This is a genomic window from Pseudonocardia sp. CA-142604, assembly GCF_050948475.1.
Classification (GTDB): Bacteria; Actinomycetota; Actinomycetes; order Mycobacteriales; family Pseudonocardiaceae; genus Pseudonocardia; species Pseudonocardia alaniniphila.
Genome location: NZ_CP192045.1, coordinates 7,533,146 through 7,559,493, shown reverse-complemented (window position 1 = coordinate 7,559,493; position 26,348 = coordinate 7,533,146). Strand labels below are relative to the sequence as shown.

General features: G+C 66.5%; 14 protein-coding genes and 1 tRNA gene. 7 read left to right on the top strand and 8 right to left on the bottom strand.

Translation table 11 applies throughout. The annotated features are described in order from the left end of the window. Positions 1-5: 5 nt before the first annotated feature. The 6 genes from ACQPZQ_RS34210 to ACQPZQ_RS34185 all read right to left on the bottom strand — a co-directional run bounded on the left by ACQPZQ_RS34210 (position 6) and on the right by ACQPZQ_RS34185 (position 8,633). Positions 6-1,910, bottom strand: coding sequence for a DNA cytosine methyltransferase (locus ACQPZQ_RS34210; protein WP_433287768.1), 1,905 nt, complete (start codon positions 1,908-1,910; stop codon positions 6-8). Beyond that, positions 1,907-2,788: a hypothetical protein gene (locus tag ACQPZQ_RS34205; RefSeq protein ID WP_433287766.1), complete on the bottom strand. Its 882-nt coding sequence runs from the start codon at positions 2,786-2,788 to the stop codon at positions 1,907-1,909. Before ACQPZQ_RS34205 ends, ACQPZQ_RS34210 begins: the two co-directional genes overlap by 4 nt. After that, entirely contained in the window at positions 2,785-4,506 is a 1,722-nt protein-coding gene (locus ACQPZQ_RS34200) for a hypothetical protein (RefSeq protein ID WP_433287764.1), read from the bottom strand. The genes ACQPZQ_RS34205 and ACQPZQ_RS34200 overlap by 4 nt, the downstream gene beginning before the upstream one ends. Before the next feature lie 86 nt (positions 4,507-4,592). Beyond that, positions 4,593-5,579, bottom strand: coding sequence for a PD-(D/E)XK motif protein (locus tag ACQPZQ_RS34195; RefSeq protein WP_433287762.1), 987 nt, complete (start codon positions 5,577-5,579; stop codon positions 4,593-4,595). Then, positions 5,576-8,146 carry a Z1 domain-containing protein gene (locus tag ACQPZQ_RS34190; RefSeq protein ID WP_433287760.1) on the bottom strand — a complete coding sequence of 857 codons (2,571 nt, stop codon included), beginning with the start codon at positions 8,144-8,146 and terminating at the stop codon, positions 5,576-5,578. The genes ACQPZQ_RS34195 and ACQPZQ_RS34190 overlap by 4 nt, the downstream gene beginning before the upstream one ends. A 70-nt stretch (positions 8,147-8,216) precedes the next feature. After that, positions 8,217-8,633 carry a very short patch repair endonuclease gene (locus ACQPZQ_RS34185; protein WP_433287758.1) on the bottom strand — a complete coding sequence of 139 codons (417 nt, stop codon included), beginning with the start codon at positions 8,631-8,633 and terminating at the stop codon, positions 8,217-8,219. A gap of 283 nt (positions 8,634-8,916) precedes the next feature. Here ACQPZQ_RS34185 and ACQPZQ_RS34180 point away from each other — a divergent pair. Then, a tRNA-Ile gene (locus ACQPZQ_RS34180) sits at positions 8,917-8,991 on the top strand. On the opposite strand, the gene ACQPZQ_RS34175 is transcribed toward ACQPZQ_RS34180, so the two are convergent. After that, positions 8,992-9,843, bottom strand: coding sequence for a site-specific integrase (locus ACQPZQ_RS34175; protein ID WP_433287756.1), 852 nt, complete (start codon positions 9,841-9,843; stop codon positions 8,992-8,994). It lies immediately after the preceding tRNA gene. A gap of 579 nt (positions 9,844-10,422) precedes the next feature. Then, complete coding sequence (locus tag ACQPZQ_RS34170) at positions 10,423-11,757, bottom strand: replication initiator (protein ID WP_433287754.1); 1,335 nt, start codon at positions 11,755-11,757, stop codon at positions 10,423-10,425. 368 nt (positions 11,758-12,125) lie between these two features. On the opposite strand from ACQPZQ_RS34170, the gene ACQPZQ_RS34165 reads away from it, so the two are divergent. The 6 genes from ACQPZQ_RS34165 to drmB all read left to right on the top strand — a co-directional run bounded on the left by ACQPZQ_RS34165 (position 12,126) and on the right by drmB (position 26,256). Continuing rightward, on the top strand, positions 12,126-13,346 hold the full coding sequence (locus ACQPZQ_RS34165; protein ID WP_433287752.1) for a GmrSD restriction endonuclease domain-containing protein: 1,221 nt from the start codon (positions 12,126-12,128) through the stop codon (positions 13,344-13,346). Further along, entirely contained in the window at positions 13,343-13,807 is a 465-nt protein-coding gene (locus tag ACQPZQ_RS34160) for a hypothetical protein (RefSeq protein WP_433287751.1), read from the top strand. Before ACQPZQ_RS34165 ends, ACQPZQ_RS34160 begins: the two co-directional genes overlap by 4 nt. Before the next feature lie 880 nt (positions 13,808-14,687). After that, entirely contained in the window at positions 14,688-19,364 is a 4,677-nt protein-coding gene (locus ACQPZQ_RS34155; protein WP_433287749.1) for a DEAD/DEAH box helicase family protein, read from the top strand. Then, entirely contained in the window at positions 19,361-21,214 is a 1,854-nt protein-coding gene (locus ACQPZQ_RS34150; RefSeq protein ID WP_433287747.1) for a UvrD-helicase domain-containing protein, read from the top strand. The genes ACQPZQ_RS34155 and ACQPZQ_RS34150 overlap by 4 nt, the downstream gene beginning before the upstream one ends. Then, positions 21,207-24,407 carry a helicase-related protein gene (locus ACQPZQ_RS34145; RefSeq protein WP_433287745.1) on the top strand — a complete coding sequence of 1,067 codons (3,201 nt, stop codon included), beginning with the start codon at positions 21,207-21,209 and terminating at the stop codon, positions 24,405-24,407. The genes ACQPZQ_RS34150 and ACQPZQ_RS34145 overlap by 8 nt, the downstream gene beginning before the upstream one ends. Further along, the gene (drmB, locus tag ACQPZQ_RS34140) at positions 24,376-26,256 is read left to right on the top strand and encodes a DrmB family protein (protein WP_433287743.1); all 1,881 of its coding nucleotides are present in this window, start codon (positions 24,376-24,378) and stop codon (positions 26,254-26,256) included. The genes ACQPZQ_RS34145 and drmB overlap by 32 nt, the downstream gene beginning before the upstream one ends. Positions 26,257-26,348 lie beyond the last annotated feature (92 nt).

Sequence of the window (26,348 nt, the reverse complement as noted above, 5' to 3'; positions counted from 1 at the left end):
CGAACTCACCCGGCCGACAGCGCCGCGGCGACGGCCCGGCCCAGCGCCAATGCCATCGGTGGCGGGGCAGCCTCCGCCACCTGTCGGTATCGAGCGGTCTTGCCCCCTGCGAGGGTCCAGCCGTCCGGGAAACCCTGCAGCCTGACTACCTGCTCAACCGTGAGCGGAACCAATCCCGGACGTCCGAGCTCAGGATCCCAGTGGAAGTCGGGGCCTGGAGGGACGTCGGCGACGGTTCCACCGTCGACTCCCAGCCGCGCCCATGCCTGTTTCGATCCGGTCGGGCCGAGGTCGGGCCCGCCTCGCTTCCAAGATCCGCCCACGAGGGTCGGTGCGATCCGGTTCGCGTGCGCGGCCCACTGTCCTGCTTGCAGCCATCCTCGGGCTGCCATGGACTCGCCCAGTGCCTCGCCGACCGTGATCGGAGGCTCCGCGGCGCTCGCCGGTGGCTCGAAAGCCCTCATCGCCTCGCTCCGGAGGGCGACGAGGACCCCGTGCTGTCGGTCCTGAGGCACTCCGTGCTCCGCGGCGTTGATCACGAACCATATGCACTCGTAACCGAGATCGGTGAGCTGCTCGCCGACAAATGCCCGGACAGGTGCGAATTCATCCCTGGTGGCCAAGCCCGGGACGTTGTCGACGAGAAGTCCACGCGGCTGCATGTCCTGCATCAGACTGATCGTGGCTCTTAGCAGTTCGATCTCCTGATCACTGCCGCGAACACGGTTGGCAGTGGCGGCAGCCTGTACACGGGGCAGCCCTGCCGACAGCAGATCTACATCGCGCGCCGGTGGATGGTCTGCCGCATCGAAATCGAGCAGATCCATCTCCCTGATGTCCCATTCCGGGCGATTGGCGCGCAGGGTGTCACAGGCGACCGGACGGTTGTCGAGCAGGAGCATGGGCCTGAACCCGGCCTGCTCCAGACCCAGAGCCAGACCACCGGCTCCTGCGCACACGTCGACCAGGGTCAGACCGATGGATGGCTCAGTCGATCGTCCTCGTGCACCGGATCCGTTCGATGTCGGATCTTCCCGCTCCGGACGGACTTCGACACGGTAAGCCGGGGCACTCGCCGTCGCGGCAGCCGTGCGCGGGTGCGTTCTTTCTGTGGTCGGACCACTCGGCCCATCCAATCGCGGCTGCTGCTCCTGCCGTGGAGTCGGAGGCATCTCTGCTCGGAGCGCACGCAGCTGGTCGTCGATCTGTTCGTCCGTGAGCGCCGAGAAGTCGATGAACATGACCCGCCGCCGCAGAAGCGGGGTGATCCGTCGCAGCAGCTCCGAGCCGCCGGCGTCGTGCGCGCCGTCCGTGAGGGCCAGGCGGGCCACTGCGCGGGCCAGACGGGGCACGCCGCCGATCGAGCGGCGTTCCGTGATCTGGTTCAGGTCCCGCTCGGTCAGCGCGCGGAGCAGGGAGAAGTCCGCACGGCCATCCAGTGTGGTCTCGACGAAGGTGAGTGCTTGCCACCAGAGTCTGGCGTACATGTGACGTGTTCTGTCGGATGAGACCCACCGCTCGGGGTTCCCACTGTCGAACCAGCGCCATCGCACAATATCGGGGGCGGCGACGAGGGCCAGGAAGTTCCACACCTCGTTGTGCGCACCCTCGACAGTGTTGATCTGCATGTGCAGGTGCAGCACCTCGGCAGCTGCACGATCGAAGCCGATCCGGCTGCGGTCGTCCGACGGGAGTTCCGGGTAACCGAACTCCGCTGCCGTGCGTCGCAGATCCGCCACGAGGTCGAGTACTTGGCGGTCGCCGGCGCGGATCCCGCCCGTGGCGGCGTAGGTGCGCCGGGGATGCTCCGGGGATGAGAGTTCGACGAGTCGTTCGATATCGAGCTTGCGCCGCTCGTCGTACAGGACGCGTGCGGGGACGGCGGCCAGCCGAGGCCACAGCTGGGTCATGAGAGCCGCCGTCCGAATCCGATGCTGCGTGCTCCAGCGATCACAGCGGCCTTCAGAGCCATCGAGTCGACGTCGGGAGCGGTCCAGCGTGCGGCGTCGGGCAGGATGCGGCCGGTCAGGATCCGTGCGCTCGCGCCTGCGGAGTCGGCTTCACAGTCCGACAACTCTGACCACCGTGCGATTGCCCAGCGCACGATCTCCTCGACCACGCCCTCGAACATCGTGTCGTTGAGCACCCGATGCGCCTCCGACGTGCGCCGCCCTGCGGAGACGGCGGCGACGAGCACTGTGTCGGCCGAATTGATCAGCAGAAGGAAGGAACCCATCGCCGCGACGTCGGGGGAGGAGGGCAGCTCGAGGTACCAGCTCGCCCGGGGATCGCGTCCGATCGTCCGGAAATCGACGATCTCGGTGGGAAATGCGGACCCGTGACCCGTCAGGCGAACCATGGTCTCGTCGCTCCACAGCACGCTGCCCGCCCACCGTGGCTCTCCCGAACGGGCATGCACACGGTTGCGCCCGAGGACCAGCCTGCGGGTCAGAAGGATCGTCGCTCCGGCTCGATCAGGGGGAACCTCCAGCTGGAGGGCGTTGTCGCCGTCTAGAACCTCGGACAGGACGGGATCGCTCACGAGCCTGCTTTCGGTGGCGCGCCAGCCCAGCGCCCAGAAAAGGGGAGTGCCGTCCATCAGTCCGGTCGTGGATCGCAGCGCGGTGAGGCGGACGCCGACGCTCGACCGGAGACGAAGATGCGTGCGGTAGTCCCATTCCTCGACCCACGCCTCGAGTGGCTCCCACTCGACGTCGACGAGTCGCTGCCAGTCAGAGGCGTCGATGCTGTCGAGGGGCGGGACGAAGTAGGGGCGGACGTCTCTCATGAGCGCGTTGCTCGTACGTCGAGGTCGATGCGGACTACGGCATCCGGCGGAGGCGCGACGAGCAGCTCCCAGGTTCGTTCGTCGTCGCGGTCCACCTCGATGGCGGCACCCGACCACCGGCTTCCCGCTTCGACGGAACGCCAGCCGACGACCTCCGGCGAGGACAGCCGACCATCCGGATCCTCGACCCCGCCGTCGACGACGACACGCGGTCGCGCAACGACGGTGCGACTCTCGGTCCAGTCGGGGAACCGCACCAGGCCGCGGATCAGAGCCCTGCCGTCGGCCGCCACGAGCTCCGGGCCTTCCACGAACCGCGGGACATCACGCCGCACTCCTCCTCGTGTGGTGAGCCCAGGGCGTGTCGACCCTGTCGACGCCTCTGCTGCGTCGCTGTCGGCCGCGAGCAGCCCGGAGAGCTTCGACGCCAGCGCCGCCAGAGGGATGTTGCCCACCGGCGTGGCTGGTCGTCCCTTCGCAACGCGGTCGCGCAGCTCTTCGCGCACGAACGCGTTGGCGAGCCGCACCACGCCCAACGCAGTGCCGCCGAGGCCGTTGGTCACCCAGGTGTCGTGGGTCGGGGGCTCGGCCTCGGCGAAGAAGGCGTCGGCCTCGGTCGATGCGCGGAACACCGCGCCGTACTGAATGGACTCGTCGGTGGTCGACTCGCCCTCGAAGTAGTCGACGACGAGGTCGGCCTGCCGCATCCGAGCACAGTGGTGGGCGGCACCGGTGAACGGAGCCGCCGCGGCGATGACCGAGCCGGTGCGGATGGGAGCCATGGCGTCGACAACGGCGAAGCGGCCTATCTCTGTCGGTGGTGATTTCCGGACAGGGACGCGGTAGGAACCGGGTTCCGACAGCCGCCGGTAGGCCTGGACGAACGGTGCGAGCTCGATCGATGTCTCGGGGTCGGGCACCTCCGTGGGGAATCCATCACTTCGCACCGAACAGACCAGGCGCCCCGGACGGTCGCGCAGCATGCGCGGCCAGAGGTTCCACAGCATCGTGGACGCGAGGAACTCGGCGGCGTCGTTCCCGTCGCGCGGCTCATCGCCCTCACGTCGGCGGCCGAGATCGGCATCGACGATGGCGATCGTGGTTCCTGTCACTCCGTCGGCGAACCGGGGGAGGCCCAAGCGTTGCGCCATTTCCTCGGCCTCGTCGTCGAGCAGTGGCCGGGTATGCCCGTCGTCCTCGCGCACGCCGAGCCAGTGCCTGCCCGTGTAGCGGCGCCCGTCGTGCGTGTATCCGTCTCCGAGCGCGGCAGCGATCAGGCGACGCTGTCGGGTGCCTCGGAAGATACAGACGCTGTCAGCGACGATCATGTGGCATCTGCTGACGTTGTAGAGGATGCCCTTTCCGAAGCCGTACGAGCCGCCGCCCAGGTCGAGATTCTTCCGCTCACCGACATTGCGGATGAAGTTCACGAAGTCCGGTCGTTCACCCTCGTGGGGTGTCTCGTCCGCACGCAGCGGCCCTCCGAGACCCGTCGTGCCGCGGTCCGCGATCGTCATGATCAAGGGGCCGCGCTCCATCGCGTCCGCCAGACCCAACCGGGAGGACGTCGGTTCCGGAAGCAGGAAGTCCCGCCATGCGTTGAACTGGTTACCCGACAGAGTGCGCAAACGGACGGCGTACTCGATCTCGCGGTCGGGCAGTCCGGCGTCACACGTGTTCTGAGCCGTCTCGCGCACGAGGACCTCGAGCGGATCCAAGCGCGGTTTACCGAGTTGCCTACGGATGCCCTCGGAGGCGGTCGAACCTTCCGCTGCCACGGGCTGTGACCACCACGACGCGCGGCTCACGAGCCGACCGCCCAGACACGAAGCGCCTTCTCACCACGGGTGAGAAGCGGCTCCAACACATCCATAGCCAGGCGGTACTCGACCTTTGTGACGCCCACCGGCACGCCACCCGGTCCGAAAGACGATGAGACGATGCGCGGCAGCGCTTCCGACACCTCTACATGAGCAATCCCGGTGACGACGAACCGCTCCTGGTAGCGCTCGGACTCACCCCGCTCGTAGCCGGCAGCGGTCAGCAGCCAGAGCGCCTCGCCACGGTCGTTGACCCGGGAGAGGATGGCGTCGACCAGCTCCGGCAGGGTGCGCCCGCCGGGCTCCTCACTCACCTCTGCGACGACCAGCGCCAACGGCCGGTCGGGTGGGTCAAGCTGATCGACTCCGTGAATAGTCACTGTGGACGACGTCGCCCCGACGGCTTTGACCTCGATGGCACGGTCGGGCGTGACGATGTCGTGCGGCTCCCGGCGCGGCCCTCGCCACCACCGGGCAGGTAATTCGGCGCCCGCGGTCACGAGGTCGAGGACGGTCAGCTCCGCGAACAACGACATCTGCGCGGTGAGCGTGAGCTTTTCACTCCGCCGTGTCGCGAGCAGCGCCCTCCAACGGGACACCGCCTCCACGGTCGTGCCCGCCGGGGTGGGTGTGTGTTCGATCTGACCCAGGATGTCGACGAGGACGTTGTCGAAGGCATGGACGAGATCCGGGCGCGTGCAGACGACGTCGACGTACCGCAGCGGAGTGCCTTGGAACGTGTACGTCCTGAGCAGTACCGTCAACGCCCCCTCCACGCCGTCGGTTCGAACGTCCTCGTCCCCGACCGGGACGAGCAGATGACGTCCGTCGCCCCCGTCGACGCCGATCCGCACGTTGCCGCGCCCTGCAGGGATCGGCAGCGGTGCCGAGGAGATGCGCGTGGGTCCGTCGGTCTCGAGCAGCGGCCAGGTGTGAGCGAGTTCCACGGCCCAGTCGACGCTTGACGTCACGGCGATTCCTGCCCGGTCAGCTCGACGTACTCGGCCTCGTCCGGCGTCTCGACCTCGGCCGACGAGAGGTCGACGGTGACGTGTGTGGTCCGGACCTTGGACTCGGCGTTGCCGGGGAACACGACAGCCATGCCGATGACGTCCGTGGCCGCCTCCAGCGGAAGACGCGTCGCATGGTTCTGTGCATCCGGCTTCGAGTTCGGGTCGATCGGATAGAGCAGCAGCAGGGCCCGATTGCGTGCCACCGGGTCGTTATTCCTCGCGTCCATGAGTGCGGACTCGTTCATGGCTCGTGCCGCGGCCGGAGCGATGTCCAGGTCGACGACGCGGTGGTCCTTCGACATCAGGGTCTTGATGTCGGCGCGTTCGGGCGCGCTGACCCGAAGTTTCGCGCGGGCGATCCGGTTGAAGTCGAGCCCACCCAGACGGACGGAGCCGTGGCTGTTCTCGCCCGCCGCCATCACCGCGACGCTCCAGCGGTGAAGACTCCCCGCCTCGCGCTCTTTGCCCACATAGTTGAGCATCAGGGTGCTGTCGAGGTCGGGCGAGTCGCGATGGCTGGAGTACCGGCCAAGGAAGCGCTCGACTACGTTGGCCGCCACATCGCGGAACAGCAGTCCACCACGCGGCAAGGGCTCACCGATCCCGCCTGCGGCACGGGTGTCGCGGATGAGCTCGTCAGCGGCGTCGATGTTGTGCTGCAGCCATTCGGTGTCATTCTCGATGAAGTACCGGGTCTGGATACGACGGCCGCCGTACGAGGTGAAGGCCGGGATCGCTGCACCCATCTTCGCGGTCACGCGGAGCACGGGGTGGGTCCGGATCCGGACACCGAACTCGCCAGGCGTCAGTCCCTGCTGCTCGTAGCGCTCGATGTCGAGCCTGATCTCGTGCTCGACGGTCGCCAGATGACGGAACCAGGCCTCGAGTTGTCCGGTCATCCAGATGCGCGGGAGATCCTCGTAGCCGGGACGGAATCCGAACCACCGGGCCATCTGCAGCAGGGTGTCGTAGGCCTGAGCTGCGCGGACGAAGTAGCTGACGACGAGACCCTCGAGCGTCAGGCCCCGGCTGAGGGTGTTGCCGCCTACGGCGATGGCCACCTGCGGTGGACCGCCGTACTCGAGCCGGTCGTCACTGCGGCAGTTGTCCAGCACCACCCTGGTCGACGCCACCACTTCGGGCAGGCGTTCGAGCGCCTCGGCGAACGACAGCGCTCGGACTCCGGGGAACGAGGCGGCAGGGACCTTGCGGGTCTCCTTCGTCCACGTCTCCTCCAGAGTCGCCAGGAACTCGGGATCCCCGCTGCGGAGCTTTCGCACAGCATCGTCCCGCAGATCGACGAGCGGTTCCTTGAACGCTTCGTGGACCGCGATCTTCATCGAGGTGTGCACGAGCATCGTCGAATGCCCGTCGTCGCCCCTGGCTCGGCGTGCGGCAGTTGCCAACCAGAACCAGTGCGTCGCGTCCAGCAGCGACTCCGTGATGTCGGGCTGGAATCCCGCAGCGGCAGCTCGCCCTGCGGGGCGCAGGCTCGGCAGCTCGGCGTCGTCGATGAAGCGGACCATGTCGTAGCCGTCGAGGTCGGCACCCGATGCTTCCTCACCCTCGACCGCATCCCGTCCGAAGATCCGCTCCGAGCCGAAGTAGCCGTCCGGCTTGGGCAGGTTGAGAATGAAGTTGTCCGGGTAGAGATCATCCTTGCCCGGTGCGATCAGGACGTTGGCGAACGGTGTCGCGGTGTAGCCGATGTAGGTGCACCGCGGCAGCTTTCCCAGGATCTGCCGGATGAGCGGGTTGATCGCGTTCGTGGCGACGGTCGCCTGGTCGGCCTCGTCGTCGATCACCAGGACAGGCACGTCGTCCAGCACATGCTTGCGGGCGGCGTCCTCGAGCCACTCGTCGAGTTTGGTCAGAACAGTCTTGTTCTTCTTGACCACACACAGCGCGACCTTCGACTCCTGGTTGTGCAGCAGGGCGGTCGAAGGAGTGGCGTGCGGCCGGAAGTCGTTGGCCTGGTCGGTGAGTGTCAGCCACGCAGTGGGCACGAGGTCGCGAAGTTGCTCGTCGAGCCGCTCCTGGGTCTGCCGGCGCAGGCCGTTGTGGATGCCGGACAGCACGATCACGAACTTGTACCCGGCGTCCGCTGCCTTCGCGATGACCGACGTGAAGTTCGTCGTCTTACCGCTCTGCACGTAGCCGACGACGAGCCCTTTCGACGCCCAGCGCGGGAGCTGCGGTCGGGGGGTGTAGGCGACGACCTTGCTGGATGCGCGATCGACAGGCCGGATGCGGTCCTGGCTCCAGCCGAGCGTCTCGCGGAAGTGCTTGTACAGCTCTGGCCAGTACTGGTCATTCGCGTCGTTCGGCCCCGGATACCAAGGGTCCCGCGGGCCGTGCAGAACGGGCGGGTCGTCGCTCTCGATGTTCTCGATGCGACGTCGATACTCGGCGACGAAGCTGGTCAACACCTGTTCGCTGAGGACCAAGCGAAATCTGCTGCATGCCTCTTCGAGGCCGTGCTTACGGGCCCAACCCGCGAACACGACGAAGAAGTCCTCGCTCACGCCTCGTCCTCCACGTGCCGCCCCTCGGTGACCCCGCGTGGTCAACTGGTGACCTCACGAGGCGATCACCCTATGGGGTGACGACGCGAGCCGTGTGGCCGGCCCGAACGAGGCGCGTGTCGAGGACAGACTCCACGCGGTCTGCAGCAGACCCTGTCGCCTCGTGCTCCCAGACCCTGACCACCGACCATCCTGCAAGGCCCAGCTTGTCGTCCGTATCGCGGTCCCTCTCGACGTTGCCGGCCAGCTTGGCCGCCCACCAGTCCTGGTTCGCCTTCGGGTAGGTCGCGTGCTCCGGACAGCGGTGCCAGAAGCATCCGTCCACGAACACGGCCACCTTCAGGCGGGTGAAGACGATGTCGGCCCGGCGGCGCCGCAGCCCCGCCGCATCGAACCTGAACTCGACGCGGAACCGTCGACCACGGCGGTGGAGTTCGGCCCGCAGTGCCCGCTCCGGCGACGTTCCGGTGCGCGCCTGCAGGGACATGCGTCTACTGACGCCAGGGCTGCTCGGCGTCATGCCCGTCATAGGACCAGTATCTGACAGTGTTCGGCCGCCGACGTGTCTCCCCGTCGTCGCGTCCCCGCGGCGGGCATGGTCGGCTCTGTAAGACTCTCTGCAGTTCGATGCGTTCCGTGCGGCGAGTGTCGTAGCGTCCCTGCAGGAGAAGAAGGCGCAGGCTGTGCGCCGACGGCAGAACGCCAGGCTTCCCGGCGTTGCGGGCCCAGCTGCCACCAACCCGGCCGGGAGCCGCTAGCCTCGGCTTCACGGGGCGGTAGCTCAGCTGGTCAGAGCAGCGGACTCATAATCCGTCAGGTCGTGGGTTCGAGCCCCACCCGCCCCACTAACCATGCTGGTCAGAGCCGTGGAACGTTCGATGCTCAAGATCACCGCCACCCTTTAGCCGCCCGAAACTCTGCGGACGCATCGAACCCATGGCCGCGTCGAGGGCGTCGGCGGCCTGCCGCCCGTCTGCCCGCCTGTCCATGTAGACGTCCTGTGTGATCGAGGGTCGGGAATGACCGCTGTGGCCGGCGATGGCACGAGCCGTCAGCCCTGCATGGTCCAGAACAGTGATTGCGGTCTTGCGGAACACGTGTGTCGTCACCCAGCCGTAGCCGGCTCTGCGGACGGCATCGCGAAGGCGTGCCCCGGTGTTGTGGGGGTCGCGCCAGCCTTCCTGGGTGTTGGGGAACAACAGGTCTTCTGGGCTCGCGTCTCGCGCACCCCGCTTCTCCATCAGCTCCATCAGGAAGTCCGGTAGCGGCAACACCCGTCGTGCCGAGAACGTCTTGCCGCTGTGCCGGACAAGTCCGACGCCGCGGACACGAACCACGTTGCCGGTGATCGAGATCGTGCGCGCTTCCCAATCGATGGCGTCAACCTGCAGAGCGATGACCTCGCCGATGCGACAACCCGTACCGAGAAGGAACGCGACGAGGTCGGGGATGTCGTGGCTCTCCGCAACCTCGTCGGCGTCCAGCTTGACCATGAGGTCAGCGCGCTCGGCTGCTGTGAGCGCGCGGATCTCCTTCTTCTGACCCTCGATGCGGCTCGCGTCGCGAGTTGGGCTCGTCCGGATGGCGCCCAGCCGCGCTGCGTGACCGAGGACGCCGGACACGACGGTGCGGATGCTCCGCACGGTGTTGGCCTGCATGATCAACTCGGAGGCCCGCAAGAAGCGCTCGATGCGCACGACGGTGATCTCTCGTACGCGAAGCTCGCCGAACGCCGGGAGCACGTGGTTTGCGCATGTGCAGGGCGTAGGTGTCGTACGTGGTCGGTTTCCTCCGACGCTTGGTCTCTGTCAGGAACAGATCAGCAATGACCTTGAACCGCGTGTCCCCGCTGATCTCGCCGACGTCGGGTCCTGAGCGGTCCCGCAATGCCTTATTCAGCTCGCGAATAGCAGCGGCTTCCGACCGGCCGTAGCGTTCAACGCGGCGAGTCCGTCCGTCCTCATCGCGGTATTTGGCGATGGCTCGCCAGGTGCGGCCACCGGTCGGGGCGACGGTACGGATCTTGCCGTGCGTTCCGACAGGTAGAGGTGGTCGTCCCATCGCTCAGTCCTGTAGCGCCTCGAACCAGCGCCGGACGTCTTCGGGCCGGTAGCGCACGTAGCGACCAACCCGCTTCCCGGTCGGCCCGTAACCCTGGGACCGCCACTATAAAGCGTCTGGACCGGTACCCCCAGGTACTCCGACACGTCGCGCACGCTCCAGAGCCGTTCCTTCGTCAGCATTTCAGTTCCTCTCGTTAGTGGTGGGAAAAGTGGTCATGCGGTGGTGCGTTCCTGCTTGGTGAGGGCGTGGTGTTCGCGGGCGCGTGCGGCGGCGTCGGCGGCGAGTTGGGCGTCGCCTGTGGTGTTCCAGCCGATCCCGGCCAAGGTGAGGTCGCAGACGATCAGGGTGGTGTCGTCGTCCTCGAGGTGGCCGGCCTGGTCGTGGCGGTAACGCCAGTCGGACCGCTGAGTCCGGTGCCAGACTCGTCGCGCTGCGCGCAGGGTCTTGTGGGTGGTGGAGTAGCGCTGGCTTTTTGTGGCGAAGTGGCCGCCGAAGCCGAGCATGTGTGTCCAGCGACGGAGCCGGCCGTAGGTGTCGTGCCAATCCTGCTTCTGTTCGTCGCTGGTCCAGTCCTCGGGGCGGGTGCCGAGTTGCCAGGCGTAGGCGACGAGGCGGCCGAGGTGGGTGTTGGGGTCGCTGTAGTGGTCGGCGGCTTCGCCGGTCATCCGCCCGGTGGCGGGCAGCCCGGTGGCTTCGGTGGCCTTGGTGGCGTACTTGGCGAGGTAGGCGGCGACGGCCTCGGAGGTGAGTTCGCCGGTGCCCACGTCGTTGACGGGGCGGACGTCGAGTTGGGAACCCCAGTGGATCGACCAGGTGTGGCCGGTGTCGACGTACTCGGGTGTCTGAAACCCGGTGGTGGTGATCGCGGCGACGAGCTCGGCCAGATCAGCGGCCGTGATGGCCTCGGGTGGGGCAAGTATCGCATCGCGGTCGTCGACGTCGAGGCGGTCGAGCCGGATGAGGGCGTGGAAGTGCACGACCCCGCGACGCTGGTATTCGGCGACCTTCCCGTAGCTCACGCGCAGCTTCACCCCGTGGGTGCGTTCGAGAGGCCGGAGTGCCCGGCTCAGGGTGATGGTGGTGCGGCGCCAGAGTTCGCCGGCCCAGCCGTTCCAGACGACGTGGTGGGCGTGGTCGTAGCAGTCCAGGCAGATCGGGCGGCCCAGGCAGGGGGCGTTCTCGGTGTGGCGTTGGGTGCAGACCAGCAGCTTGCCGTGTGGGCAGGGTTTCAGGTCGCGGCGCATGCGGCAGGGGCGGATCTTCCCGGTGCGTGGGTTGACCACGCGGGTGTGGACCGGGCCGAAGGAGGGCGCGGTGAGGGTGGCGAACACCGCGGGATGCCCGCCGACGGATTCCGGGATGCCATTGCCGCCGACTAGGCCGGCTTTGATGAGTTGGTAGGTGTCGGCGCGGTCGGTCTCGGCGCAGGGTGGGCAAACCGACTCGCGGCGGTCGCAGCAGGGCACGTAGAGCACGCCGTCGGGCATCTCGGTGGTGTGGAGGGTCTGCTGGATGGCGCCAGTGGTCTGTTCGACGGTGTGGATCAAGCCGTCTCCTGCCGCGGACGGGGCCGGACCGCGTCCGGACGGCATGCGCGCCCGCTACCTCCCGCTCCGCTCCCGGGCGGCCGCGCGCCTATGGGCCGCGGGCCATGCGCCGGCAAGGGAGCTGTGGTGACGACGAGGTCATCCCCGCTGGCCGCCGATCGTGTCGGCGGGCCCGAACAGCGTCAACCCCGCTGCGCGCCCCGATCCCGCCAGTGGTGACGACGAGCAGGAAAGCGCGAGCGGGGTCGTGGTCGGGTAGCGGGATCGGGGGTTCCGGGTTGACACTGCCCAACCCCGCCAAGAGTCGGCCAGGATCGCGGGGATGGGGCAGGGTGGTCTGCCCGGCCGCTGTCCGATATCTTCCGCCTATGCCAGAGGTGGATATGTCAACGGCCCCGCCATTCATCGACCCGCGGCCGGCGCCCGAGCGCATCGTGCAGCTCGCCTCTCGTGTCCTCGCAGGAGACATCCTGCTTCCGCGATTCCAGCGCAAGTTTGTTTGGAAGAGGCCGCAGATTATCGACTTGCTTGATTCTGTGCGGCGGAACTACCCCATCGGTAGCTTCTTACTCTGGCAGTCGAAGCAAGAGCTGGCGAGCGAGAGGTCAATCGGCGATCTCAAGGTTTCGGACCGGTCGCCAGGCTATCCGGTCAACTATCTTCTGGACGGGCAGCAACGACTCTCGACGATATGTGGAGCTCTCTACTGGGTAGGTGACAATCCTACAAGTATCTGGAATCTTGCGTATGACCTCAGAAATGATAAGTTTTTCCATCTGAACACGTTGGATGAGCAGGCGCCACACATCATCCGCACGCGCCATCTTACAAAAGGGTCGGACTTCTTTAGTCGGATTGCAAATCTTTCTCCTGAGCTTCAAGAAAAGGCGAAAGCCTTCTTCGATCGCTTCACGGACTACCAAACCGCGACTGTGACGCTCGGCGACATGCCAATCAATGATATCGGCCCAGTATTCGAACGCATTAATAGCACGGGCACCAAGCTGACGGTAGTTGACCTCATGCGTGCTGCTACCTGGACCCCTGAATTCGATCTTGTTGAGAGAATCGATTCTCTGCTGGAGTCGCTTAAGCCGAAACTATTTGGTACGGTTGATCGGAAGACGGCCCTTCGCTGCGTTGCCGCAGCGGCTGGCTTCGGATTTTCGTCGCAAAACATGGACTCCCTACGTGATCTTCCCAAGCCGCAGCTGGCTTCGGCGGTCGATTCGGCGACAGAGGCGGCGAAGCGCGCAGCCGACTTCCTGGCTACCGAAATCGGCGTGCCTAGCGAGGTGGCCCTACCATACACGAACCAGTTCGCGGTTCTTACGGCCATCTTTGAGAAGCTGCCACATCCCACTCCGGCCCAGTATCAAGCAATTAAGAACTGGTTCTGGCGCACGACCTTCTCTGGATATTTCGGTGGCTGGAACACTGGAAATATGGCCACCGACTATAAAACCTCTCCCAGTTTGCGACGGGCAAGGTCGACGTTATCTCATCGCCGGCCATCGTGCCCCAGGAAGGGATCTGGAAGGTTCGACCATTCCGGTCGAACAATGCGACCTCCAAGATGTTGGCATTGATGCTCGCGCATCGAGGACCAGTCGACCTGCTCAATGGTCAAAAGATTGACATTGGAAAGAGTCTTGCCTGGAATAACGAGAAGGAATTCCATCACGTTTTCCCGCGGGCATACATGAAATCTAGGGATCGAAGCGACTTCAATTCGCTCGCCAACATCGTTATGCTCACGTCAAAGAGCAACATCGAAATTAGCGCCAAGCCTCCATCTGTATATTTGAGCGAAATTCGAAGGGATGTTGGCGATCAAGGTTTCTTCAATCGCCTTTCAACGTGCTTGATACCTCCAGGGGCGGCTGATGCGGCGCTGCGGGATGACTATGACGAATTCCTTCGGCTGCGGTCTGAGTTGCTACAGCAGGTCGCAATGGAGCTCATTGGGCCGCTAGAGGGAACGATTGAAGAAGTTTCGCCAGAGTTGGTCGAGGACGAAGAGCCGACAGCCAATGAAGAGGTTGATTGATCCTCGATTGGCCGGCTTGAGCGGGACCCATCTTCTTGGTCACAGCGCTGCGGCTATTTCTTCCCAGGATCAAGCCATGGTCCGGCTTACCGTTGGGTACAAGCCGGCAGCGAGGTCCTCCAGCGCTGGTGCCCGCTGACGCCACCCTCTACTCACCTCAAACGTCGGCAGACTGCCGTCAGCCACGAGTGAGGACGACAGGGAGCTCGGTCGCAGACCTGCAGGTCGGGGGGTGTCTGCGATTGATCGCAGACTACCGAAGCAACCCGGATGAATCCGTCAGGTCGTGGGTTCGAGCCCCACCCGCCCCACGAACCATGCTGCTCAGAGCCATGGAGCGTTCCACGCTCAAGATCACCCCTTTAGCCGGCCGAAACTCTGCGGACGCATCGAACCCATGGCCGTGTCGAGGGCGTCGGCGGCCTGCCGCCCGTCTGCCCGCCTGTCCATGTAGACGTCCTGCGTGATCGAAGGTCGTGAATGACCGCTGTGGTTGGCGATGGCCCGTGCTGTCAGCCCCGCGTGATCCAGAACGGTGATTGCGGTCTTACGTGGACAGCGCTGGGCTCTTGTTCATGCAGGTAAGGGGCGCGGCATGACGTTGACCCAGGGGTGGCGGGTTACGCACCTGGGCTTCGGTGGGTCTGCAACATCGATGCCGGTCACCGCAGGATGAGCAGCAAGGAGTAACAGGGCTGGCCCGATCGGGCGAGAAGGTGGTCGGGTCACCACGCGTCGCTATGATCGGCACCACGTACGCCGAGTGGTCACCCGATCGCGGTGTGGATGTTTCGGGCTGTGGGGAGTTGTACACATCGGTGGACGTTGATGTCGCGTTGAGCCCGTGGTCCAGAGCGCAGTCCACGGAGGGTCGGCAGCGGTGAGCGAGCTAGACCTGACACCGCCTACAACCGTTCCGAGCGTCATGGATGTCGTCCGCGAGCAGACGCGGCGGGCCCTCGAGGCCTATCGGGCCGATCCTGGGCTCATCGAGGAGCACGCCCACAGTGAGCGTCGGATCAGCCAGGGCGGCTACGGCGACCGCCAGATCTTCGAGCTCGTCCAGAACGCGGCTGACGAGATCCGGAGCGATCCTGGCGGTGAGATCGCCGTCGTCCTGACTTCGAACCACCTGTACTGCGCGAACCAGGGATCGCCGGTGACCCCGGAGGGGGCCGACACCATCCTGCGGATGAGCGTGTCGCGGAAGCGTGGCGGGCAGATCGGCCGCTTCGGCGTCGGGGTGAAGTCGGTGCTCGCGATCTCCGACACCCCGGAGTTCTTCAGTACGGCGGACGGAGCTCCGTTCGCCTTCGGGTTCGACCGCGAATGGGCTGCCGAGGAGATCCGCCGGGTGCGTCCCGACGCCACGGAGACGCCTGTCCTTCGGATGTCAAGGCCGATCGACCCGGTCCGTGCCCGCGATCTGGACCCGACACTCGACGAGCTGCTGACGTGGGCGACGACGGTGGTTCGGCTGCCGCTGCGTCATGGAAGTGTTGACCGGCTCGCCGTCGACCTGAAGGCCTTTCCGGTCGAGTTCGGGATCTTCTCCCCGCACGTCGGCACGGTGACCCTGGAGGACCGCCGCGGCGTGCTGGTCCGGCGACAGATCTTCCAGCGGTCGCGTGGCAATCGCCGCATCATGCAGGAGGTCAAGCCTGACGGGACGACCCTCGATCATGAGTGGCGCGTCTTCACACGGATGCACCGGCCGTCCGTCGACGCACTGCGCGCCGCGGGTGAGCTGCACGACCGACCGGAGCTGGACATCTCGTGGGCGGTCCCGGAGCGGAGCACTGCGCGGGGGATGTTCTGGGCTTACTTCCCCACCAAGTTCGCCACGACGCTGCGCGGGATCCTCAACGCTCCGTGGAAGACGTCCGAGGATCGGCAGGCGATCTTCGACGGCAACGCGTTCAATGACGAGCTGATCAAGGTCGCGGCTGATCTCGTCGTGGAGTCGCTGCCGGGCCTGTCCTCCTCCGACGACCCGGCCTCTTACATCGACTACCTGCCGGGTCGGGGCCGCGAGGCTCCGCAGTTCGCCGACGAGAGACTTACGGCGGCGATCTGGGCGTTGGCAGCGCGGTGTCCTTCGCTGGTGGATCAGGGAGGGGCGTTCCGGGCGCCCAGCGACATAGAGCTCCACCCGGAGAATCTGCCTGACGACTGGTTACGGATTTGGGCTAGCCATCCGGGCCGTCCGGCTGGCTGGGTTCATCACTCAGCCGAGAGGCGCGAGCGCCGTGCACGCGTCTCACTCATCCTGGGTCGGGCCGGCCGTACTGAAGCGTCGGTCGTTCAGTGGCTCGAAGCGCTCGTGACGGATCGCAGCCCCGAGGCATCGGCGGCTGCCGTTCGGATCGTGGCCGCGATGACGGAGGCCCGATACTCGCTGGCCGAGCATGCGAGCCGAGCGCGCGTCGTACTCACCGAGTCCGGGGAACTCGTCGCGCCCGCGCGAGGTGAGGTCTACCGACGCGCTGCGGTCGACAGCCTCGATGACGACCTGATCTATGTCGACGAACGCGTGGTAGCCGTCTTCGGGGCTTCGTCGGCGTTGGAGTCGCTGGGCATCCGCGAGGCGGATGCAACCGGTCGGTTCGCGGCCGTCGTGGACAAGGGATTCGCGGATTACAGCGATCAGCAGTGGAATGCGTTTTGGAGCCTGTCGCGGGAAGCGGGTTCAGTCGCCGCGATCGATGCGCTCGGATCGATCGACCCAGGGGCTCGGGAGCAGATTCATGTCCGGACGGTGGCAGGTGGCCTGAAGCCTGCTCATGACTGTCTCCTGCCCGGTCCGGTCGTGCCTGCCGACGGCAGCCGCGACGCTGGCGTGACGGTGGACCTCGACTTTCACGCTGAGGACGGAGCAATCCTGCGCAGCATCGGCCTGTCGAACGGCCCTGTTCGCGACCGGAATCCGCGGACCGATGCCTGGTTCGAGGACTACCTGACCTACGCATGGGAGGTGCATCTCGGTTCCCTCGATGACAAGGACCATCGCCCGCAGCGAACGACGATGCGGGTCGAGGGGCCGAACCCGCCAGGACCCCTTCGATTCCTGCAGACGCTGACGCCCGAGGGACGGGCTGCGTTCCTCGGCGCTCTCCCGGATCAGGCTGATCTGGGCGGCGTGTGGAAGGTCCAGGTCGGCCGACAGCAGGGCACGCGGAGGGCGATCGCATCGCCATTGAGGTGGATCGCGACGCGGTTCGGCCATCTCCGAACATCAAGGGGACTGCGACCCGTATCGATGTGCGTCGGGTCCGAGCTCGAGGTGCATCAAGACCTCCTGCCGGTCGCAGATGTCCGGAGCGAGGTCGCGGCGGCTCTGCGGCTCCCCCGAACACTCGAGAAGGTGCCCGAGAGGATGTGGGTGAGCCTGCTCCGTGAGGCTGCCGCGTCCTGCGACGACGAGTTCCCGGGCAGGGTCTACGCATTGGTGATGGACGCCGTCTCCGAATGGCCCGAGGGCATGTCGGCCACCCGATGCCGCGTCGGTGACGCCTGGTCGACCGAACACGCGGACAGCGAGATCGCGGTCACGGCTGTCCGCGCGGAGTACGAGGTGCTCGTCCGGGAGCGCGTGCCGGCACTTCTCGTACCGACGTCCGACGTCGCGGAGCGGATGATCGACAGTTGGGGGATGCTGAATCCGTCGACCGTGATCAAGAAGGAGGTCCGGTTCGTCGCGCTCGCCGAACCCGTTCCCGTCCTGGATCTCTTCCCTCATCTCCGCACCGGGTTCCGTCGGCAGGTGGAGGGCTGGAGCCTCGCTCGCTGCAGTGAGCTGGAGGAGGTCACGCGAACCCCGAACGGGATGAGGACAGTCCAGATTCAGCAGGTCGAGCACGAGCAGTCGGTCTTGGTACTGCGACCCGAAGACGATCTCGCGCTGCTGACGGCCGTCGATGTCGTCCTCCGGCTGGGCCTGGGCCCGTCGGGATGCCGTTCGATCATCGAGCGCCGCGACAAGCAGCGGGAGAACGAACGGATCCAGCAGGTGCGTGAGGCGCGGTCCGCCGAGGAGAAGGTCCTCGGACTCATCGGCGCGAAGCAGCTGCGTGCGGGCCTTCCCGCAGGGTTGGAGGAGAACGAGCGAGCCCGGACCGGCGCGCCTGTATCCGACACACGGGTGGCGGAACTCGCTCTGAAGACCCACGGCGCCGCCATCCTGCGGCATCACAGCCGAGACATCGCTACAGGCAACGAGGAAGCGCCGCGCACCTTTGCAGGCGGGTCTGTCGCACGTCGCTTCGTGGCCGAGCTCGGTCTTGGCGAGGAGTTCGCCGGCTACGCGGCGGTCACCCCGCCGGAAATGGAGGAGGTGGACGGGCCGGCCGAGCTACCGCCGCTGCACGACTACCAGGAGCGGGTGGTGAGTCGGGTCGTCGACCTCCTGCTCCAGCCGCAGCCCGGGCGTGCGATGCTGCGGCTGCCGACAGGCGCCGGCAAGACACGCGTCGCGGTCGACGCGGTGATCCGGATTGCGTCTCGGGGCGGCCTGAAAGGTCCGATCCTGTGGATCGCGCAATCGGACGAGCTGTGTGAGCAGGCGGTTGGTACGTGGAAGTTCGTGTGGTCCAAGGCCGGCCCCCGTGCCCAACTGACGATCAACCGGTTCTGGGGTGGAAACGATGCCGCGCCGGTTCAGGGGACGACACAGCTCGTTGTCGCGACGGACGCGCAGCTCGGCAACAGGCTCGGCAACGAGGAGTACGCGTGGCTGCGGAGTCCGGCGCTGGTCGTCGTCGACGAGGCGCACCGGGCGATCGCGCCGACGTACACGTCGATCCTCGAGAAGCTCGGGCTGACCAGCCGCCGGACGGACCGGCCGCTGATCGGCCTGACGGCCACTCCGTACCGTGGCATGAACGAGATCGAGACCAAGCATCTAGTCGAACGGTTCGGTGGGCGCCGGCTCGACGAAGGTCTCTTCGCAGGGGAGGATCCCTACGCCGAACTGCAGGCGATCGGCGTCCTCGCGAAGGTCGACCATCGGGAACTCCCGGGTGCGACGATCCATCTCGACACCGCGCAACTGACTGAGACGACGCGATTCGGGGTGCTGCCGTCGTCCGCGGAGGCAGCGCTGGCCGCCGACGACGACCGCAACGAGCGCATCCTCGAATCGATCGTCGCTCTCCCGGAGGACTGGCCAATCCTCGTGTTCGCGACGTCGGTCAACCACGCGAAACTGCTGACGGCGCTGCTCAACGACCGCGGCATCGGCGCTGCTTCCATCGACGGCTCCACTCCCATGCCTGAACGCCGCAGCAAGATCGAGGCATACCGGTCACAGGAACGGCGCGTGCTCACGAACTACGGTGTGCTTGCGCAGGGCTTCGACGCCCCGACGACCAGAGCCGTCGTGATCGCTCGTCCCACATACAGCCCGAACACCTACCAGCAGATGATCGGTCGAGGTCTGCGCGGCCCCCGTAACGGTGGTAGCGATACGTGCCTGATCCTGGATGTCCACGACAACGTCGCCAACTACGGCCGGGAGCTCGCCTTCACCGAGTTCGAGCACCTCTGGCGCCGCCCGTGAGTGCTGAACGGACGATGAAGTCCTATACCGACGAACAGCAACGGATCATCGACTACCCGGCCGAGACGATGCTGGTCGTGACGGCAGGCGCGGGCACGGGCAAGACTCACACGATGGTCGGGCGGATCGAGCACCTCCTGCGTACACAGGCTCTGCGCCCGTACGAGGTCCTCGTCCTCAGCTTCGCACGGAGTGCCGTGAGGGAGCTGAAGACTCGATTGGCCGCATCCGGCGAGGCCGGACGGCTCGTCTCGGCCCGCACCTTTGACTCGTGGGCCCTCGATCTGCTGACGGAGTTCGAAGCGGACCGCGATTGGCACCGCATGGGGTTCGACGCCCGGATCGAGAACGCGGCTCGTCTGGTCCGGAGTGGAGTCGCGGACGAGCGACTCGAGGATGTCGGCCACCTGGTCATCGACGAGGCCCAGGACGTCGTCGGAGTCCGCCTAGAACTCGTGAAGGCACTCATCTCGAACACCGATTGCGGTCTGACCGTCGTCGGGGACGCCGCCCAGTCGATCTACGGGTTCCAGATCGAGTCGCCCGAGGAGCGTCGTCGCGGTGCCGACCTCTTCCTGGGCTGGCTGCGTTCGCATTTCGGCGACGAGCTGACCGAGGTCGGTCTCGAACAGAACTTCCGCGCGGACACGGCCGAGGCGAGAACGGCGCTCGGGTTCGGGCCTGCGCTGCGTCGATCCGCCGAGACGAAGATGTGTGTGGGTGGTGCCTATGACCGCCTGCGGACGGCGCTGCTCGGCGTGTTCTACATCGGCGACCTGACCGACCCGTTCGTGTGCCGAGATCTGGGCGGTGGAGAGGGAACCACCGCGGTGCTGTGCCGCACGAACGGCGAGGTTCTACTGGCGTCAGAACATCTCGCCGCCGCCGCTGTGCCCCACGCCCTGCAGCGGACCGCTCACGACCGGGTCTCCCCGGCGTGGGTGGCAACGCTCTTCCGGGACGCTCGGGCCGCCACGATCGATCGAGACGCATTCGACCACCTGGTAGCACCGTTACTCTCGGCCCACCACGATCCCGACCTCACTTGGAGCCTCCTGCGTCGCCATCACGGCGACCGTGGACGCAGGGTCGATCTCGGGCAGCTGCGCCGTGCGCTCGCCGAGCGTCGGCTTCCGGACGAGCTCACCGCTCAACCCCCGGCGGATCTGATCGTGTCGACGTTCCATCGGGCGAAGGGTCTCGAGTTCGACCGGGTCGTTGTGATGGATCCCGGATCGTCTTCGCCCGAGAACTCCGACACCCCGGAGGAGGAAGAAGCGCGCCTGCTCTACGTCGCGATGACCCGGCCGCGCAGCGAGTTGATGCGAACCGACTCCGTGAGATTGCGGACGGTTCGGCATGATCCGCGGATCGGTCGCTACATCCGATTCGGGTTCAAGAAGTGGCAGCGCTTCGGTGTGGAGGTTATGGGGGACGATGTCGACTTCACCGACCCGCCGGGCGGGTCCGAACAGGCGGTTGATGTCCAGGCCCGCCTCGCGACGGCGGTGTCGGTCGGTGATCCGGTCGTCCTCGAACAGGGCGCTCCAGCCGGAGCCGAGGCGGGCACAAGCCCCAGCTATCTGATTACCCATGACGGAGTGGTCATCGGGACGGCCTCGGAGGCGTTTCGGCGCGTCATGTTCCGGGTGTTCGGCGGCCGTCCGGGGTACGAGCCGCAGACCTATCCCCGTCGGATCACCGGCTTGCGCCTTGACGCCGTGGAGAGCGCGGCCGGCGGCAAGGCTTCCGGACAGATCGCGGGCCTCGGCGATCACGGTGTCTGGCTCGTACCCCGCCTCGTCGGATTGAGCAGGTTCGAGTTCGACCGAAAGGACCCCGATGCCTGACCTGGCGGCGCACTACGTCTTCCGCGACGAGCTGGTCGACCGGTTCCGCGCAGATGTGCTCGGCCCGGTCGAAGGAGAGGACGAGATCCTCACTGAGGAACCCGCGACCGCCTACATCACGGGCGTCCTCTACCCACGGGACCGTGGGCGGGGACCTACCCGCGAGCGGAAGGACGCCGAGGACATCGACCTGACGCCCGTCTCCACCTCTTCCGACGAGGTTCCTGAGACCGGGGTCGCGATGGCGAATCGGCAGATGCCCTCCGCCGCAGGCATCACCTTCGCCGTCGACCCGTCGGTGACCTCGATCGTCTCGGTATCGGTGAGCGCTGCGGTCTACGAGCCCCACGACGCCATGGGACGAGTCGTGTCGCCGCAGCGCGCCGAGCGGCGCGGCACCGACGACGACTCGATCCGGTGGCACCGGCGGGCGTTCACCGCCACCCCCGTGACCGTCTCGGTCATCGAGCCGAACGCGTCGGCGTCGGTCGACATCGGAGAGGGGCTCGTAGTGCGGCTGCGGGTTCGCCCGGCCGACGACGACGGCGTCATCGCGGTCACCGTGACCCTCGTCAACGACCGGACCGCCGACCCGTCGGTCCTGATCGACCGCGACTGCGTGTTCCAGCCCGAGATCCGGGTGGAGGTCCCCGGAGGCGGTCCGGGCCTCGTCGAGCGTCCGGCGCCCACGACGGTCGACGAAGAGGATCTGGAGCTCAGCGCAATGCTGCACCGCCACGCACCTCTGTTCGCCGTCGGTCACGGATGTACTGCGATGTGGGACCTGACCCCACCTGCTTTCCGCGGCCCGCGGTCCCCGACGCGAGCGCGGACGAACGCGGTGTGGACGTCCTTCGTCCCCGACCGTGACGTTCTGCTCACCGAGTCGAACCCCGAGGTGACCGAACCCGGGATGCTCGAACTCGCGGAGGCATCGACCGCCGATCTCGTCGACACCCTGCGGAGGATGCTCGACGGCTACCGGGGGTGGATCGAGGAGCGGACGGCAGACGCCGTGCCGCTTCGCGGCAGCCGTTTCGAGACTGCGGCTGATCGTCAGATGCAGGCCTGTGCGGAGGCCTGCGACAGGATGCGCGACGGGGTCGGCTTGCTCGAGCAGAACGAGCAGGTGCTGGCTGCGTTCCGATTGGCCTGTTCCGCCATGGCCGACCAAAGGGCCCGAACGATCTGGATCCGATCGAAGAGGGCGGCGGCGCTCGACCCGGCGGCCGGGCGGTGGCGGCCGTTCCAGATCGGCTTCATCCTGCTGTGTCTGTCCGGGGTCGTCGACGCCGAGCATCCCGACCGAAACCTCGCCGATCTGCTGTGGTTCCCCACGGGCGGAGGCAAGACCGAGGCCTATCTGGGTTTGATCGCCTTCACGACGTTCCTCCGGCGGCTGCGCCGTCGGGCGGCCGGTGCGGGTGTCACGGTTCTCATGCGTTACACCTTGCGGCTGCTGACGCTGCAGCAGTTCGAACGGGCAGCGACGCTGATCTGCGCGATGGAGACGATCCGCCGTACGCACCCGGAGGACCTGGGGACGGAGCCGATCTCGATCGGTATGTGGGTCGGGGCCGCCGCGACGCCGAACCGGCTCGACGACGCCCACCACAGCATCGAGGAGCTGCGTGCGGGGCGGACGGTCCGGGAGAAGAACCCGGTCCAGCTCACCGCCTGCCCGTGGTGCGGCACCCCGATGGATCACGCGAATTACCACGTCGACCGGGCTGCCGGACGTATGATGATCCGCTGCCGCGACTCCGGCTGCGAGTTCCACACCGGGCTACCCGTTCATGTCGTCGACGAGGACATCTACGCTGTGCGCCCGACACTCGTCATCGCCACTGCCGACAAGTTCGCTCAGATCGCCTGGCGCTCCGACGTCGCGAAGCTGTTCAATCGCGATGGCGCACCGGCAGGTACACCACCGCCGGAGCTGGTCATCCAGGACGAGCTGCACCTGATCTCGGGGCCGCTCGGTACGTTGGCCGGCCTGTACGAGACCGCCATCGACATCGCTGCCGACCGGCCAAAGGTGGTGGCTTCCACGGCGACGATCCGGCGGGCGCAGCAGCAGGGCGCACGGTTGTTCGACCGGGAGGTCCGGCAGTTCCCTCCCGCCGGAATCGACTCGCGTGACTCCTGGTTCGCCGTGGAGGCGCCCCGTACCGCCAAAGCCAGCCGCTGCTACGCAGGTGTCCTGGCCCCCGCGACCAGCCAGGCGACGCTCCTGATCCGCGTCTACTCCGCTCTCCTGCACCACGCGGCCCGCATCGCAGGGGATGACGCGGTCCGCGACACGTACTGGACACTCGTCGGCTACTTCAACAGCCTCCGGCTGCTCTCGGCCGCCGAGCTACAGGCGCATGCCGACGTCCAGGAGAGACTCGCACGATTGAGCAAACGTGACGGGGTCGATGGCCGCAGGATCGACAATCTCACCGAGCTCACGAGCCGCATCGATTCCAGCGACATTCCGTCGCGGCTAGCGTGGCTGTTCGTCGCCCATCCGAGGCCGGAGGCGTTCGACGTCGTCCTGGCCACAAACATGATCTCGGTCGGGGTCGACGTCGACCGCCTGGGCCTGATGGCGATCATGGGACAACCTCAGACCACCGCCGAGTACATCCAGGCCACGAGTCGCGTCGGGCGCCGTGACCCCGGCCTGGTCGTGACCATGCTGAACGCTTCGCGATCCCGGGACCGTTCGCACTACGAGAGCTTCCTCGCCTACCACTCCGCCCTCTACAGACAGGTCGAATCGACGAGCGTCACCCCGTTCGCGGCTCGGGCCCGCGATCGAGCTCTCCACGCAGTATTCGTCGGGCTGCTCCGGATCCTGCATCCGATCGCCCGGCCGAACGACGCCGCCGGCCGCGTCGAGACCTTCCTCGGCGAACTCGACATGGTCCGGGCAGCCGTGCTGGACCGGGTCGAGGCCGTGTCACCAACGGAGCGCAAGAACGTCGACGTGGAGCTCGACGACTTCATCGAGCACTGGCGAGACATGGCGGCGAGCAATCCGCAGCTCGTGTACGAGTCCCGTCGTCACATCGGAAGCAGACAACGAGGACCGGACACCGCCCTCCTGCGCTCGTTCGGCCAGGACGACGACCTCGAACAGGCCTACGACACGATGTGGAGCCTGCGCGACGTCGATGTCGAATCCGACCTCTACCCGGAGCGCTGATATGCCATCGCGAGTCCGACGCCGCGCCTCCGGCGAGGAACGCCCCTTCCGAGATCCGCTCGGATCCGTCCGCCGATCGCAGCTCATCACCACCTATGGTGTCGGCGCTGTGGTCGCCCTCGACGAGCAGTCCTACATCGTCAGCGGGCTCGACGACTGGAAGATAGGCAGCACACCCGACCTGCACGAGTTCCGCCTTCAGACCAGACTCGGGGTCGACGGCTTCCGACTCCCACCCGCCGCGGATCCCCCCGCCGGTGACGGCGTCCGTGCGCGCCGCTTCCCGACCCTCTACTCCTGCCCCGGCCGGCCGGCGGGCTCGGACGAGGGATGCCAGCACAACCTCAAGCCATACCGCGAGTTCAACTCACCCCGGAAGAAGAACGTCTGCGCAGCTTGCGGCGAGCCCCTGACCCCGTCCCGTTTCGTCGTCGCCTGCGTTCGCGGGCACCTCGACGAGTTCCCGTACTGGCGCTGGGTACATGCCGGGTCTGAGGCCCGCGACCACGACGGCCGCCACGAGCTGTCGGTGCGAACCACCGGCCGAACGGCGTCCTTGCGGTCCATCGTCGTTGGGTGCAGCTGCGGGAAGGAGGCGTCCATGGAGGGTGCCTTCGGGCCGGGCGCCATGGCCTCGATAGGTCACACCTGCAGCGGAGCACGTCCCTGGCTAGGCCCAGCCGGCCAGGTCCAGGGCTGTGATGCGGAATGCCGGACCATGCAGCGTGGCTCCTCAGCCGCCTGGTTCCCGATCGTCCGTTCCGCCCTGTCGATTCCGCCTTTCTCCGATCGGCTCTATCGCGACATCCGTGGGGACCTCGCCATCTGGATCGGGGAGACGGACGACGTGATCGCTAAGCAAGCCAGGCTGCGCGGCTTCGTCGGGGAGCGCTATACGGAGAAGGACGTCATCGAGGCCGTCCGCCAGTACGAGCGCTACCAAGCAGGGGAGCGACCAGACCCATCGGCCCTTACCGGATTCGAGGGGGCCGACGTGCTCCGCGTCGAGGAGTTCCGGCAGCTGTGCGAAGAAGGCTCGACCGATGAGTTCGAGTGCTCGGCGCCTCCTGATGCCGATGAGGCCGAGCCCCCAGATGGAATCGATCGATCCATGCAAGTCCATCGGCTCCGTGAGGTCCGTGTCCTTCAGACCTTCACGCGGGTGGAGCCACCTGTAGAAGGCGACTCCCCCGAGCGACTCGCCGCCGTGAGCCGGGAGCGTGCGAACTGGTTGCCGGGCATCGAGGTCGTCGGTGAAGGCGTCTTTCTCAGCCTTGACACCGACAAGCTCACGGCCTGGGAGGCGATCGCGGACCGCGGGTCACCCGAGCGCCGAGCGGCGATCATCAGGGCGCAGCACGAGGAGGTCATGAATCGGCGTGCGAAGAACAAGGCGCGACGTCTCGCCGACTCACCAGTCCGCGCTCGCCTCCTCCTGGTCCACACGCTCGCGCACGCGCTCATCAACGAATGGAGTCTCGACGCGGGCTATCCTGCGTCCGCCCTCCGTGAACGCCTCTACGTCTCAGGCGACATGGCCGGATTGCTGATCTACACGGCGAGCAGTGACTCCGCTGGCAGTCTTGGGGGCCTCGTCAGCCAGGGCGAGATCAGGCAGCTCCAACGGTCGCTGGCTGGCGCGCTGGAACGCACCCGCTGGTGCTCTTCCGACCCGCTGTGCATGGAGGCCGAGGCCTCCGGCACGGACAGCCTGAACCTAGCGGCCTGTCACGCCTGCGTACTGCTGCCGGAGACCAGCTGCGAGCTGAACAACACCTTCCTCGACCGCGCAATGCTGATCGGCACTCCCGACCGTTCCTGCACCGGCTATTTCGACAACGTGATCTGACGTGCCCACCGCCTGCCGGGCGGCCCGACTGATAGCGTAGCTAGTGTCCTTAGGGCAACTCGATCTCGCAGTTGCCCCGCCTCTTAATGCGT